This is a genomic window from Streptomyces sp. HUAS 15-9 (assembly GCF_025642155.1).
Taxonomy (GTDB): domain Bacteria; phylum Actinomycetota; class Actinomycetes; order Streptomycetales; family Streptomycetaceae; genus Streptomyces.
Window position 1 is genome coordinate 7475071 of sequence record NZ_CP106798.1, and the last position, 13487, is coordinate 7488557.

General features: G+C 72.9%; 10 protein-coding genes and 1 pseudogene. 10 read left to right on the forward strand and 1 reads right to left on the reverse strand.

Annotated elements, in window-relative coordinates; all coding sequences use genetic code 11:
- The first annotated feature begins 22 nt into the window (after positions 1 to 22).
- The 5 genes from N8I87_RS34070 (at position 23) to N8I87_RS34090 (ending at position 7564) form a co-directional block, all read left to right on the forward strand.
- Positions 23 to 3148, forward strand: a complete 3126-nt coding sequence (locus N8I87_RS34070) for a helicase-related protein (RefSeq protein ID WP_263214587.1) — start codon at positions 23 to 25, stop codon at positions 3146 to 3148.
- Positions 3145 to 4992, forward strand: coding sequence for a DUF1998 domain-containing protein (drmB, locus tag N8I87_RS34075; RefSeq protein ID WP_263214589.1), 1848 nt, complete (start codon positions 3145 to 3147; stop codon positions 4990 to 4992). The genes N8I87_RS34070 and drmB overlap by 4 nt, the downstream gene beginning before the upstream one ends.
- The gene (locus N8I87_RS34080; RefSeq protein ID WP_263214591.1) at positions 4989 to 6074 is read left to right on the forward strand and encodes a DEAD/DEAH box helicase; all 1086 of its coding nucleotides are present in this window, start codon (positions 4989 to 4991) and stop codon (positions 6072 to 6074) included. Before drmB ends, N8I87_RS34080 begins: the two co-directional genes overlap by 4 nt.
- An 80-nt stretch (positions 6075 to 6154) precedes the next feature.
- Complete coding sequence (locus tag N8I87_RS34085) at positions 6155 to 6775, forward strand: hypothetical protein (RefSeq protein ID WP_263214593.1); 621 nt, start codon at positions 6155 to 6157, stop codon at positions 6773 to 6775.
- A 42-nt stretch (positions 6776 to 6817) separates the two neighbouring features.
- The gene (locus N8I87_RS34090; RefSeq protein ID WP_263214595.1) at positions 6818 to 7564 is read left to right on the forward strand and encodes a YcnI family copper-binding membrane protein; all 747 of its coding nucleotides are present in this window, start codon (positions 6818 to 6820) and stop codon (positions 7562 to 7564) included.
- A gap of 70 nt (positions 7565 to 7634) precedes the next feature.
- Here the strand turns inward: N8I87_RS34090 and N8I87_RS34095 are convergent, their stop codons facing one another.
- Positions 7635 to 8408: a CDP-alcohol phosphatidyltransferase family protein gene (locus N8I87_RS34095; RefSeq protein WP_263214596.1), complete on the reverse strand. Its 774-nt coding sequence runs from the start codon at positions 8406 to 8408 to the stop codon at positions 7635 to 7637.
- A gap of 107 nt (positions 8409 to 8515) precedes the next feature.
- Between N8I87_RS34095 and N8I87_RS34100 the strand changes: the two genes are divergently transcribed.
- The 5 genes and pseudogenes from N8I87_RS34100 to N8I87_RS34120 all read left to right on the forward strand — a co-directional run.
- Positions 8516 to 9508 (forward strand): zinc-dependent alcohol dehydrogenase, encoded by a 993-nt coding sequence (locus tag N8I87_RS34100; protein WP_263214597.1) that lies wholly within the window; start codon positions 8516 to 8518, stop codon positions 9506 to 9508.
- 152 nt (positions 9509 to 9660) lie between these two features.
- A complete protein-coding gene (locus tag N8I87_RS34105; protein ID WP_263214598.1) occupies positions 9661 to 10059 on the forward strand; it encodes a 6-pyruvoyl trahydropterin synthase family protein in 399 nt (132 codons plus the stop codon).
- A gap of 5 nt (positions 10060 to 10064) precedes the next feature.
- Positions 10065 to 11243, forward strand: a complete 1179-nt coding sequence (locus N8I87_RS34110; RefSeq protein WP_411577399.1) for a glycosyltransferase family 4 protein — start codon at positions 10065 to 10067, stop codon at positions 11241 to 11243.
- Positions 11240 to 12262: a trans-aconitate methyltransferase gene (locus N8I87_RS34115; protein WP_263214600.1), complete on the forward strand. Its 1023-nt coding sequence runs from the start codon at positions 11240 to 11242 to the stop codon at positions 12260 to 12262. The genes N8I87_RS34110 and N8I87_RS34115 overlap by 4 nt, the downstream gene beginning before the upstream one ends.
- A pseudogene (locus tag N8I87_RS34120) lies at positions 12259 to 13419 on the forward strand (lysylphosphatidylglycerol synthase transmembrane domain-containing protein); the annotation flags it as partial. The gene N8I87_RS34115 and the pseudogene N8I87_RS34120, both read left to right, overlap by 4 nt.
- Positions 13420 to 13487 lie beyond the last annotated feature (68 nt).

A 13487-nucleotide genomic window follows, 5' to 3' on the forward strand; every position in this document is an offset into this window, starting at 1 on the left:
TCGCAGACCCTTCGAGGAATCCATGGACCCCAGACAGGAGCTCGTCTCCTACCTTCACCGGCAGCTGGTCGGCCCCGCCACCGGCGAGTACGAGACGCTCGACGCCCCGCCCGACCGTCAGTACCTCATGGGCACGCTGTACCCCCAGGAGGCCGACCTCCAGCGGCACTTGTATCTGGCGGCGGAGCAGCCGGACGGCTCCGGGACGGAAGGCGCGGCCGACGACACGGCCCCCGCCGAGGATCCTGTGCCCGAATCCAACTCCTGGCTGCCCTCCTCCCTGGGCTTCAGCTTCTACACCGACGCCACCACCATCGAGGTCGCCTGCGTGGGCGCGCGCTACGAGACCCGGGCCGCGACGGGCGAGCGTGGCCGGCGCTGGGAACGCGTCCCGCTGGCCGCGGAGACGCACACCCTCACCCCCGACCGCGACCGGGTCGAGGTCCTCGACGGCCGGGCCGAACTCCTCGTGACCCGAAGGGTGTTCGGCACCGGTCAGCTGGTCACCGTGGCCCTGGTCAACACCGCACGCCACGAGCAGGCCATGGGCAAGGCCGCGCAGTGGGACCGCATGCTCTTCCAAGTCGGCCTGGAGGCACGGCCGACAGACGGCGGGGTGCGCCAGTATCCGAGCGTCCGGCTGGCGAGCCGCGACCCCGAGGAGCAGGAGTTGCGCCTGCAGTACGAGCATGTGCGCACGCATGCCGTCGGGCACGGCTGCGCGGTCGAGGAAGTGCACGATGAGAATGGCACGCGCGTGACCGCCCTCCGGGCAGCCGTCATGCCGCAGGCAGAGGTGCGCGGTGTCCGCGCGGCAGGCCTCGGCGACACCCCCGTACTGAACCTCCTGCACCTTGCCGATCCGTACGTCTCCGTGGACCAACTCCGGGAAGAATTGTGGGAGTTCGCCGCGGACTACCGCGCCTGGTACGTGGGGCAGCTGAACAGGGACGTGCCCGACTGGGGACGTGAGGCCGCCGACCGCATTCTCGCCCGCGTCAGTACGGCAGTCAGTCGTATCGAGTCCGGTGTGCGCACCCTCTGTGATCCCGGACGGCCGGAACTCCTGCACGCCTTCAGGGCCGCCAACCGGGCCATGGCCCTCCAGATGCGCCACTCGGCGCCCGACCTCGCGGGCAGCCGACGCTCCCACGGTGACGGGGTTCCGGTCGATCCCCGGCCGACGCCCGAGGCCACGTGGCGCCCGTTCCAGCTGGCCTTCTTCCTGCTGGCCCTGGACGGTGTGGCCGACCCCCGGCACGAGGACCGGGACATCACGGACCTCATCTGGTTCCCGACCGGCGGCGGCAAGACGGAGGCCTATCTGCTGCTCGCGGCCTTCGTGATGCTCCTGCGCAGACGCGAACCGGACGGCGGAGGTACGGCCGTTCTGAGCCGGTACACCCTGAGCCTGCTGACGACCCAGCAGTTCCAGCGTGCGGCGACCACCATCTGCGCCCTGGAGACCCTGCGCCGCGCCGACCCGGACCGCTACGGTGCGGAGCCCTTCTCGATCGGCCTGTGGGTGGGCGAGAGCACCACGCCGAACACCTACGAGAAGGCTCGCGCGGCCTTCGACAGCGAGCGTGCCGCGGCCCGCCCCGACGACGTGTTCATCCTCGACCGCTGCCCGTGGTGCGGGACCCGTATCCTTCCGGCACACAAGTCGCCCGACATCGCGGACTACGGGGTACGCGCCGACGCCGACTCCTTCGCGTTCTTCTGCCCGCGCGAGGAATGCGCCTTCCACGCCGGACTGCCGGTCGCCGTCGTCGACGAGCATCTCTACGATCACCCGCCCACGTTCGTCCTCGGCACGGTGGACAAGTTCGCCCGGCTCGCCTGGGAACCGCGCGCGGGCCGGCTGTTCGGAGCCGGGAGCGCCACCCGACCGCCGTCCCTCGTCATCCAGGACGAGCTGCACCTGCTCACCGGCCCCCTCGGCACCACCGTGGGGCTCTACGAATCCGCGATCCTCGGTCTGTGCGCCGCACCCGACGGCACCGGTCCGAAGGTCATCGCCTCCACGGCCACCATCCGCCGCTCCGGCGAACAGATCCGGGCCCTGTACGGCGGCGGAGTCCAGCTCTTCCCGCCCGCCGGACTGGACGCCCGCCACTCGTACTTCGCCGAACAGGACTCCTCCCGCCCCGGCCGCCTCTACGTCGGCGTCATGGCCCAGGGGCACACCGCCGGCCGCGCCTCCGTCGCCACCGCGGCCGCCCTGCTCCAGGGGGCGTGGGAACTGCCCGAGGAACACCGCGACGCCTACTGGACCCTGGTCGCCTACCACCACAGCCTGCGCGAGCTCGGTCGTACGGTCACGGCCGCGGGCGACGACATCCCCGCGCAGCTCACCGGGCTCGACACGGGAGCGGGCACCAGGCAGCTCACGGACCATCAGGTACAGGAGCTGACCAGCAATCTGCCGCGCGCGGAACAGCCCGTGCTGCTCGACCGGCTGGAGAAGCCCTGGGACGATCCCGCGTCGGTGTCCTTCCTCCCCTGCACGAACATGCTCTCCGTGGGTGTCGACGTGAAGCGTCTCGCCCTCATGCTCATGCAGGGGCAGCCCAAGACGACCGCCGAGTACATCCAGGCCACCAGCCGCGTCGGGCGCAGCTCCGTACCCGGACTCGTCGTCACCTTCTTCAACGCCACGCGCCCGCGTGACCGCTCGCACTACGAGACGTTCGACATCTACCACCGCTCCCTCTACCGGCACGTCGAGCCCACCAGCGTCACACCGTGGTCGGTGCCCTCGCGCCGCCGGGCCCTGCACGCCGCTCTCGTCATCCTCGTACGTCACGGGCTCGGGCTGGCCGCGGAGAACCAGGCAGGTCACCTCGTCGACCGCCTCCCGGAGGCCGAGGCGCTCGCGGACCGGCTCGCCCGGCGTGCCGAGGTGTGCGAACCGGCCAGCGGCGAGGCCGTACGCAAGGAACTGGCGGACCTCATCGCGGACTGGGAGGACGCCGCTCGTGAGGCGCGCAAGCACGGCCGGGAGCTGTACTACCGCAGCCAGGGCAAGGGGCAGTCGAACTTGATCAAGAGCTTTGAGCAGAAGTACGGGCTGTGGGAGACGCCCAACTCCATGCGCAACGTGGACCGGGAGTGCCAGGTGATGGTGAAGGGAGCCGACCTGTGAGCCGCACACTGCGGGTACGCCAGTCGCAGACGGTCGTCCCGTTCGGGGTCGGGGCCGTGTTCGACATCCAGGGCGAGTCCTTCGTCGCGACCGGAATCGGCGACTGGCCGGGGCGGGGCAGACAGCAGGTCGAGTCCCCGCGACTGGCCTCCCGGCTCGGGGTCACGGGCTTCTACGCCGCGCCGGCCACGGCCAACGACCGGTACGACACACCGGACGCCCCGGGAGCGCCGTACATCCGCTTCCCCTCCTGGCTGTTCTGCGGGGCCTGCCGGCGCATGAAGCGGTGGCGGATCGCCGACGAGAAGCCCGGAGTGCCGCCGCGCTGTCCGTCCTGCTCGCCGGCGCGGACACTCGCGCCCATGCGGTTCGTGCAGATCTGCGCGGCCGGCCACCTCAGCGACCTCGACTGGTGGTTCTGGGCGCACTCCCGGCGTGACGCCGGCGAGCGCCGTCAGTGTGCCGAGCGCGAGCGACTGCGCTTCCTGGTCTCCGACCGCGCCTCCGGACTCGAAGCGCTCTCCGTGGTCTGCGCCGCGAAGGGATGCGGAGCCGGGCGCGATCTGCTCGACATCCTCGGAACGCACGGGATGCGGTGTTCCGGACGCAACCCCTGGCAGCGGGCGAGCGAGGCCGTGGAGTGCGTCAAGCCGGTTCAGGTGGTGCAGCGCACGGCGGGAAACCTGTACTACCCGATCGTGCACTCGGCGCTCGACATCCCCGAGACCGAGGTCCCGGTCCACGCGGACGAGGAGCTCGCCGTGCGGGTGCGAGAACACGACCTGTGGGTGCAACTGTGCCGGTACACCGGCAAGCCGCGGGCCGGCATGTTCCGGGACGTCATCATGGAGGACACGGGAGCGGACGAGGCGCTCATCGACGCCCTCGTCGCGGAGGAGACCGGGCACGCTCCGGCGCCGTCGTCCGACACACCGTCCGCTCCCGCCCGGCCCGACCTGAGCCGGGAGGAGTGGGCCGCCTTCACCGCCCCGCCCCCGCCACCGACACGGGACTTCGCGCTGCGCGAGACCACCCTGGGCCTGGGCGGCGAGACCGAGGAACCGTGGGCCGGCCTGCGCCGGCGGTTCGGCCGGGTCGTCCTCGCCGACCGGTTGCGCGAGGTCCGCGCCCTGTCGGGCTTCACCCGGGTCTCACCCGATGCCACGGTCGTGCCGTCCGACACGGCGCGGCGCCTCAGGTGGCTGCCCGCCGTGGAGGTCTTCGGAGAAGGAATCTTCCTGGCGCTGGACCGGCGTGAGCTCTCCACCTGGGAAGCGGACGCGAAGGTCCGCCACCGGGTCTCGGGGATGCGCGCCGACCTCGACCGCTCCTTCCAGAAGGACCGCCTGGAACATCTCACCGGTCCGGAGCTCGCCCCACGCTTCGTCCTCCTGCACACGCTCGCCCATCTGCTGATCCGCCAGCTCTCCTTCGAATCCGGATACACCACGGCGAGCCTGCGCGAACGCATCTACGCGCGCCCCGAACAGGACCAGTACGGCATCCTCGTCTACACCGCCGCCGGAGATGCCGAGGGCACCCTCGGCGGCCTCGTCCGCCAGGGCGAGGCGCCCCGCCTGGCGGAGACCCTGCTGCGCATGACCGAGGCGGCCGCCTGGTGCTCGGCGGATCCGCTGTGCGCCGAGCACACCGGACAGGGCTTCGCCAATCTCAACCGTGCGGCGTGCCACGCCTGCGCGCTCCTTCCGGAGACGAGCTGCGAAGCCGGCAACGCCCTCCTCGACCGCGCCCTGGTCATCGGCGGCCAAGGGGTGCCCGGCTATCTGGAGACGGTCGTCGGAACCGCCCTCGCCGCCGCGGCAACCGCCCTGGAGCAGCCGTGACCGTCAGCTATCTCGATCTCTCACCCCGGCAGCGGGACAGCCTCGACGACCTCCCCTTCGACGGCAGCCATCTGGTCAGCGGTCCGCCGGGCAGCGGCAAGAGCCTGCTGGCGGCCCAGCGGGCCATCATGCTGGCCCTGACCGGGGCGCGGGTCACCTTGCTGACCCGCTCCAACCTACTGCGTCAGTCACTGGCCGCGGTCGTCCACGCGCTGGGGCCGAGGGACCGCGGGGTGCGGGTGTCGACGGCCCACGCGTGGCTCACGGAGTGGTTCGGCGGGAAGGCTCCGGCCGCGGCGGACGGCACGTACGACTGGGAGGCGTGCTACGACCGGGCCGCCGAACTGGGCCCCGATCCCGACCTCACCCTGGTCGTCGACGAGGGGCAGGACCTGCCCCCGGAGTTCTACCGGCTGCTCCGGCTGCTGCGGGCCCGGGTGACGGTGTACGCCGACGAATGCCAGCGGCTGACCGACACCAACTCCACCCTCGCCGAGATAGCCCAGCGCCTGGGCCGGTGCACCCGGCACGACCTCGACGGGAACCATCGCAACACCCGCCAGATCGCCTCCCTCGCCGCGCACTTCCACACCGGCAGCGACCTGCCCGACCTGCCCGAACGGGACGGGCCCGTGCCCCGGCTGCACCGACTGCCGCACAAGGGCGCCGCCGATCTGCTGATCCTCCTGGCCCAGCAGCATCCGCAGCACAGCATCGGGGTGATCGTGAACTCGAGGCACACTCAGTTCTCCCTGCTGGGCAGCATCGAGCACAGGGCACCCCGGCTCAAGCCGCAGCTGTACACGTCCATGGCCAAGGAAGGGCGTTACCGCACACTGGACCTCGGTCGTCCGGGCATCGTGCTGGTGCACCGTGCCAGCGCCAAAGGGCTGGGCTTCGACACGGTCGTGATCCCCGACGCGCACACCGACGCGGCCGCCGATCCCACGTCGGCCGCGCTGCGCATGACGTACTACGTGCTGGCCACGCGTGCCCGCCGCGAGCTCCACCTCGCCTACGAAGGGCAGAGCGAGCCGCCGCTCCTCGCGCAGGTCGGTCCGGGCGAACTGCTGCGTGGGTGACCGGACTTCGCCTGTGCGTGCGCACTGAACCAGAGCGTCGTCGCGACACGTGTCCCCCCACCGTGGGAGGATCACCGACCATGAGCGCGTCCCCAGCGGTGAGGAGTCTGCGCGCCGCTGTGTTCGCCGCGGTGTGCGTCCTGCTCGCCGCCGCCGGGCACGGGCTCGCGATGGGGGCGATGCCGCCGTTGTGGGGCGACGCGGCCGGGTTCCTCGGCGTGTTCACGCTGGGGTGGCTGCTCGGCGGGAGGGAGCGGTCGCTGCCGGGGATCGGCGCGGCCATGCTCGTCACCCAGGCGGGGCTGCACATCGGCTTCGACGCGGCCCGGCCCACCGCCCCCGCGCACGCCGTGCGGACGGCGGCCGCGCATGCCCACGGCATGGCGGTCATGCACGCCCACGGCATGGCGGCCATGGCCCGGCCGCACGCGGTCACCGCGCACACCACGGCCGCCCATGTGCTCGCCGCCCTCGTCGCCTCCTGGTGGCTGCGGCGCGGTGAGGCCGCTCTGTGGTCGCTGCTGCGCCGTGCCGTCGCGCTCGTGCCGGGGCTGGTGGCCTGGTGGCGGGACTCCCCGCTGCCCGCGCCGCTCGACGGCCTGCGCCGCGCCCCGGACGTCGTCACCCCCGTGCGCCGGGTTTCACTGCGGTATGCGGTGCGTCGCCGAGGACCTCCGGGCCGGATCCCGTACACGATCTGAGTCAGCCTCACACCCCCATCCCGTACGGAGATCCACTCACCCATGTCCACGACACGCATCGTTCTGCGCCGTGCCGCCGCCGTCACCGCCCTCGCCGCCGTCTCGGTCCTCGGCGCCGCGGGCATCGCCTCGGCCCATGTCACCGTCCACCCCGAGAGCTACGCCAAGGGAGCCACGGACGGTCTGCTGACCTTCCGGGTGCCCAACGAGGAGGACAGCGCGAGCACGACCAAGGTCCAGGTCTTCCTGCCCACCGACCACCCCGTCCTCGGGGTGCTCGTCCACCCGCGGGACGGCTGGACCGCCAAGGTGACCACCACCAAGCTCACGAAGCCGGTCAAGACCGACGACGGCACCATCACCGAGGCCGTCTCCGCGATCACCTGGACCGGCGGCAAGATCGGGGCCGGTCAGTACGAGGACTTCGACGTGGCGTTCGGTGAACTGCCCGAGGACGCCGACCAGCTGACCTTCAAGACCCTCCAGACCTACTCCGACGGCAAGGTCGTCCGCTGGATCGAGCAGGGCGACGAGGACGACTTGGAGAATCCCGCGCCGGTGCTGAAGCTCACCGCCGGTGACGACGAGAGCGCCGCTTCGTCGGGCGCGAAGGGCGACGACACCAAGAGCGGTGACGCGAAGAGCGGGTCCGCACAGGCCGCCTCGGACTCGGGCGACTCCAACGACTCCACCGCCCGCACCCTCGGCAGCGCCGGGCTGATCGTCGGCGTGCTGGGCCTGGCGGCCGGGGCGGTCGCGATCGTGCGGAGCCGGTCGGCACGGCCGTAACAACAGCCGTACGCGAAGGGCCCGGATCAGCGGCTGATCCGGGCCCTTCGCACCGCGCGGGGCGGGAGAGTCACCGCGCGACGAGCTCCAGCATCTCCTCCCGGGCCTCGAGGACCGGGGCCTCGGCGACGGTCCGGGACGTCCGCCACAGCCACAGCACGTCCCGGCCGAACGACCACGTCAGCGAGATCAGGGCCAGCAGCGCCACCGCCATGTTCGCGGCGTGCGGGAGCAGTTCCGAGCCGGCCAGCAGCAGACAGACGCCCTGGATCGCGGCGACCGTCTTTCGGGCGAAGGACGGCGGCAGCGGCGCGTTCAGCCAGGGCGCGAGCTTGGCCGCGGCGAGGAACGCGTAGCGCATCGCGCCGATCAGCAGCACCCACGGGCCGAGCTGCATCGACACGTACACGCTCAGCACCAGGATCAGGAACGCGTCGACCTCCATGTCGAAACGGGCCCCCAGCGCCGTCGACGTGCCGGTGCGCCGGGCGACCTTCCCGTCCACGCCGTCCAGGATCAGCGCCACGGCCGTCAGGCCCACCAGGAGCGTGACCGGCGGCGAGCTCTCGAAGGAGTCCGCGACCAGCGCCGTCACCCCGCCCACCAGTGTCGCCCGGCCGAGGGTGACCCGGTTCGCCGGGCCGAAGGAACGCAGCCGGGAGCGGTGCAGCGCCCGTGAGAGCACCGCCCAGCTCGCGATCGCGAACACCAGACCCGTCAGCCAGCCCGCCGGACCCATGCCGATCGCCGAGCCGAGCAGGGCCAGCAACAGGATCTGCACGCCCGCTCCCACAGCGGTCTCCTGCTGGACCAGCCTTGCTTCGTAAGTGTTGTTCAGGGCCACCGCACGTCCTCCGGCCGAGTGACAGAGTCGATCAACGCCGCGTACTGTGCGCGGCCTGTGCACATCTCGGTACGTGAACAGGTTCCCGATCGTTCAGGAGGATGCCGATGAACCGCTCCGCGCGCGCTTTCTGGCTGAGCTCGCCGGGTCAGGGCGAGATCCGTGACGTCACCCTCACGGGGCCCGGCGAGGGCGAGGTGCTGGTGCGCTCGCTCTACTCCGGCGTGAGCCGCGGCACGGAGACGCTCGTCTTCCGCGGCGGCGTCCCGGCCAGTCAGCACACCGCGATGCGGGCGCCGTTCCAGGAGGGCGACTTCCCCGGACCGGTGAAGTACGGCTACCTCAATGTCGGGGTGGTGGAGGAGGGGCCGGATGAGCTGACCGGCCGAACCGTCTTCTGTCTGTATCCGCACCAGACCCGCTACGTCGTTCCGGTGAACGCGGTGACGCCGGTGCCGGAGAACGTGCCCGCCGAACGGGCCGTCCTCGCCGGGACGGTCGAGACGGCCGTGAACGCCCTGTGGGACGCCGCCCCCCTGGTCGGCGACCGGATCGCGGTGGTCGGCGGCGGCATGGTCGGCTGCTCGGTGGCCGCCCTGCTGGCCCGCTTCCCCGGAGTGCGGCTGCAGTTGGTCGACGCCGATCCGGCGCGCGCCAAGACCGCCGAGGCCCTTGGCGTCGGCTTCGCCTCGCCCGAGGACGCCCTCGGCGACTGCGACCTGGTCGTCCACGCCAGCGCCACCGAACAGGGACTCGCCCGCTCGCTCGAACTGCTCCGCGCCGAGGGCACCGTCCTCGAACTGAGCTGGTACGGCGACCGGCGCATCGCCCTCCCGCTCGGCGAGGCCTTCCACTCGCGCCGGCTCACCCTCCGCAGCAGCCAGGTCGGCACCGTCTCCCCGGCCCGCCGCGCGAGCCGCAGTTACGCCGACCGGCTCGCCCTCGCCCTCGACCTGCTCGCCGACCCCGCGCTGGACGCGCTGGTCACCGGGGAGAGCGCGTTCGAGGAGCTCCCGGCGGTGCTGCCGGGGCTCGCCTCGGGCGAGATCCCGGCCCTGTGCCACCGGGTCAGGTACGCCGGCCCCGAAGACACAGCCTGACGGACCTGTTCAATTCCGGACGACAAAAGGGCCTGACCTGAGAAAAGAGTGAGAGGAGGCTGAACACGGGGAAGCCAAGAGCCGTACTACACAGCATCCCCGCCAGCAAGGGGCCGGAGGGGCCAGACGTGCCGCACCTGGAGGGTCGTCCGTTGTTCAGCATCACCGTCCGCGATCACATCATGATCGCCCACAGCTTCCGCGGCGAGGTGTTCGGGCCCGCGCAGCGACTGCACGGCGCCACGTTCCTCGTGGACGCCACCTTCCGCCGTGAGCAGCTGGACGACGACAACATCGTCGTCGACATCGGCTTGGCCACCCAGGAACTGGGCGCCGTCGTCAGCGAGCTGAACTACCGCAACCTCGACGACGAGCCCGACTTCGCCGGCGTCAACACCTCCACGGAGTTCCTCGCCAAGGTCATCGCCGACCGGCTCGCCGAGCGCATCGAGAAGGGCGCCCTGGGCGAGGGCGCCAAGGGCCTGGCGGGCATCACGGTCACCCTGCACGAGTCCCATGTCGCCTGGGCGAGTTATGAGCGTGGCCTGTGACCGACATGGCCATCGACCGGGCCCCGGCCCTGACCTATGTGCCCGCGCAGCGCGCGGCCGCCCCTGCGAACGTCGGGATCATGCCCATGTCCCTGCGCACCGTGCACTTCGTCATGCCGGGCGGCGTCGACGACCCGGCCTCGCCGAGCGGCGGCAACGCCTACGACCGGCGCGTCTGCCTGGACCTGCCCGGCTTCGGCTGGCAGGTCGCCAAGCACGCCGTCGACGGGGCCTGGCCCCGGCCCGGTGCGGCCGCCCGTGACGAACTCGCCCGCACGCTGCGGGAACTGCCGGACGGCGCGGCCGTCCTGCTGGACGGGATAGTCGCCTGCGGCGTCCCCGAGATCGTCGTCCCCGAGGCCGAACGCCTGCGCCTCGCGGTGCTCGTACACCTGCCGCTCGGCGACGAGACGGGCCTCGACCCGTCGGTGGCCGCCGACCTGGACACCCGGGAGCGCGCGGTGCTGCGGGCCGTACCCGCCGTCGTGGCCACCAGCGACTGGGCGGTCCGCCGCCTCGTCTCCCATCACGGCCTCGCCCCCGAACGGGTCCACGTCGCCGCCCCCGGCGCCGACATCGCGCCACTCGCCCCCGGTACCGACGGCGTCTCGCATCTGCTGTGCGTGGCCGCGGTGACCCCGCGCAAGGGGCAGCACCGGCTGGTCGAGGCCCTCGCGACGGTACGGGACCTGCCGTGGAACTGCGTCTGCGTGGGCGGACTCGGGCACGACCCGGAGTACGTCGCCCACCTGCGGTCCCTGATCGCCAAGTACGGCCTGACGGAGCGTCTGCACCTGGTGGGCCCCCGCGCCGGCGCCGACCTCGACGCCAGCTACGCCGCCGCCGACCTGATGGTCCTCACCTCGTACGCGGAGACGTACGGCATGGCCGTCACGGAGGCACTGGCCCGGGGCATCCCGGTCCTCGCGACCGACGTCGGCGGTCTGCCCGAGGCCGTCGGCCGCGCCCCCGACGGCGGTGTCCCCGGCATTCTCTTCCCGCCGGAGGACCCCGCCGCGCTCGCCGCCGAACTGCGCGGCTGGTTCGGCGAGGCCGATGTGCGCCGGCGGCTCAAGGCCGCCGCCCGCGGCCGCCGCGCGGCCCTCGACGGCTGGGCGACCACGGCCCGCAGCCTGGCCGGAGTCCTGCTGAGGCTCCCTGACGAACCCCGGAGGGCGGCATGAGGAAGACGACGGTGACCACGCCGACCGGGGCGATCCCGGCACAGCCGGGGCCGCGCGGCGAGGAACTGGCGCCGGCGTCCGGACCGGAGAGCGAGGAGGGGGTGTCCGACGTGATCGCAGGTGCCGGACCCGTGACCCGGCCCGGGGAGCGGGCCACCGTGCGGCTGCGGGAGGACGGCCCCGAGGAACCGCCGCGGTACGCGCCCGAGTGGCTGGAGTTGCGGGAGAGCGCCGACGCGGCCGCCCGCGCCCTCGATCTGCTCGACCCGCTGCGCATCCGGCTCGCCAACCTGCCGGGGCGCACGGGCGGGTTCGCCGTGCACGACCTCGGCTGTGGCACCGGCTCGATGGGCCGCTGGCTCGCGCCCCGGCTCGATGGCGCCCAGCACTGGATCCTGCACGACCGTGACCCCTACCTCCTGCACTTCGCCGCCGTGGCGTCGCCGCGCGCCGCCGCCGACGGCAGCCGGGTCACGGTGGAGACGCGGCGCGGCGAGATGGCCCGGCTGACGCCGGACGCGCTGGCCGGTGCCTCCCTGGTGACCGCCTCCGCGCTGCTCGACGTCCTCACCCGCGAGGAGGTCGAGACCCTCGCGGACGCCTGTGTCGGGGCCGGCTGCCCGGCCCTGCTGACCCTCTCGGTTGCCGGGCGCGTCGAGTTCACCCCGTCGGACCCGCTGGACGCCGACATAGCGGAGGCGTTCAACGCCCACCAGCGCCGTGGCGGCCTCCTCGGCCCCGACGCGGTCACCGTGGCCTGTGAGGTCTTCGGCGAGCGCGGCGCGACGGTGAAGGTGAATCCGAGCCCGTGGCGGCTGGGCCCGGCCGAGTCGGCGCTGACCGCCCAGTGGCTGCGCGGCTGGGTGGGCGCGGCCGTCGAGCAGCGCCCCGAACTGCGCGAGCGCGCCGACCGCTACCTCCAGCAGCGGCTGGCCGCCTGCGAGGCCGGTGAGCTGCACGTCGTCGTCCACCACAGCGACGTGCTGGCGCTGCCCCGGCCCAGGGGCGGGGCGTCATGAGCGCGGGGACGGCGGGCGCCGGGGCGACGTCCCGTACGACACGGTCGGCCGGCCACGCGCGCGTGACGCCCACGACACCGGCACGCGCGTGCGTGCTCAGGACCGGCACCGCGGCGTCCGCGGGCCCGCGGGACGGCGGCTGTCTCGTCGTACCCGCTCAGGCGTCCGGTGCCGGTTCCTCGCTCGACCCGGCTGGTGCGCTTGCCGGTTCCTCGCTCGATCCGGCTGGTGCGCTTGCCGGTTCCTCGCTCGATCCGGCTGGTGCGCTCGCGGCCTCGGACGGCGCCCCGGGTGCCGGGGAACGCGTCGGCACCGGCCCGCGCCGGCTCCTCGGTCGCCCCGATTTCCGGGCCCTGCGCGCGCACTTCGGCACCGTCGCCGGAGCCGCCATCCTCGCCGCGCTGCTGTGGAAGCTCGGCACCGGCGTCTTCCTGGACGGGCTGCGGCGGATCGACGCGCCGACGCTGCTGGCCGCCGTGGCCATCGGGGTGGTCACCACCGTGTTCAGCGCCTGGCGTTGGCAGTTGGTGGCCCGGGGGCTGCGGATCCGGCTGCCGCTCGGGCCCGCCGTGGCCGACTACTACCGCGCGCTGTTCCTCAACGCGGCCCTGCCCGGCGGTGTCCTCGGCGATGTGCACCGCGCGGTCCGGCACGGGCAGAGCGCCGGCGACATGGGCCGCGCGGTGCGGGCGGTCGTCCTGGAGCGCGTCGCCGGACAGATCGCGCTGGCCGTCCTCGGCGGTGCGGCGCTGCTGACCCTGCCGTCCCCGATCCGGGACGACGTGCGCGGCTTCGCCCCTCTGGTGGCGCTGGCCGCGGCGGGCGCGCTCGCCGTCGTCCTCGCGGTCCGGATGAACCGCGCGCCCTCCCGGCGCGGCGGCGCGCTGCGCAGGACCCTCGGCGAGGCGCGCCAGGGCCTGCTGTCCCGCGGCAACGGGCCGGGCGTCGCGCTCTCCTCGGTGGTCGTCCTCGCCGGGCACGTCGCGATGTTCGTCGTGGCGGCCCAGGTCACCGGCTCCGGCGCCTCCGTCGCGGTGCTGCTCCCGATCGCGGTCCTCGCCCTGGTCGCCATGGGCCTGCCGCTGAACGTAGGCGGATTCGGCCCCCGGGAGGGCGTCACCGCCTGGGCATTCGGCGCCGCCGGACTGGGCGCGAGCAGCGGAGTGGCCGTCGCGGTCGTGTACGGCGTGCTGAGCTTCGTGGCGAGCCTGCCCGGCGCCGTCGT

What these genes read in the sequence shown, in the direction of transcription:
- N8I87_RS34085 (WP_263214593.1), top strand. Translation starts at nt 6,155, where the DNA reads ATGAGCGCGTCCCCAGCGGTGAGGAGTCTGCGCGCCGCTGTGTTCGCC.
- N8I87_RS34070 (WP_263214587.1), top strand. Translation starts at nt 23, where the DNA reads ATGGACCCCAGACAGGAGCTCGTCTCCTACCTTCACCGGCAGCTGGTC.
- N8I87_RS34100 (WP_263214597.1), top strand. Translation starts at nt 8,516, where the DNA reads ATGAACCGCTCCGCGCGCGCTTTCTGGCTGAGCTCGCCGGGTCAGGGC.
- N8I87_RS34115 (WP_263214600.1), top strand. Translation starts at nt 11,240, where the DNA reads ATGAGGAAGACGACGGTGACCACGCCGACCGGGGCGATCCCGGCACAG.
- N8I87_RS34110 (WP_411577399.1), top strand. Translation starts at nt 10,065, where the DNA reads ATGGCCATCGACCGGGCCCCGGCCCTGACCTATGTGCCCGCGCAGCGC.
- N8I87_RS34090 (WP_263214595.1), top strand. Translation starts at nt 6,818, where the DNA reads ATGTCCACGACACGCATCGTTCTGCGCCGTGCCGCCGCCGTCACCGCC.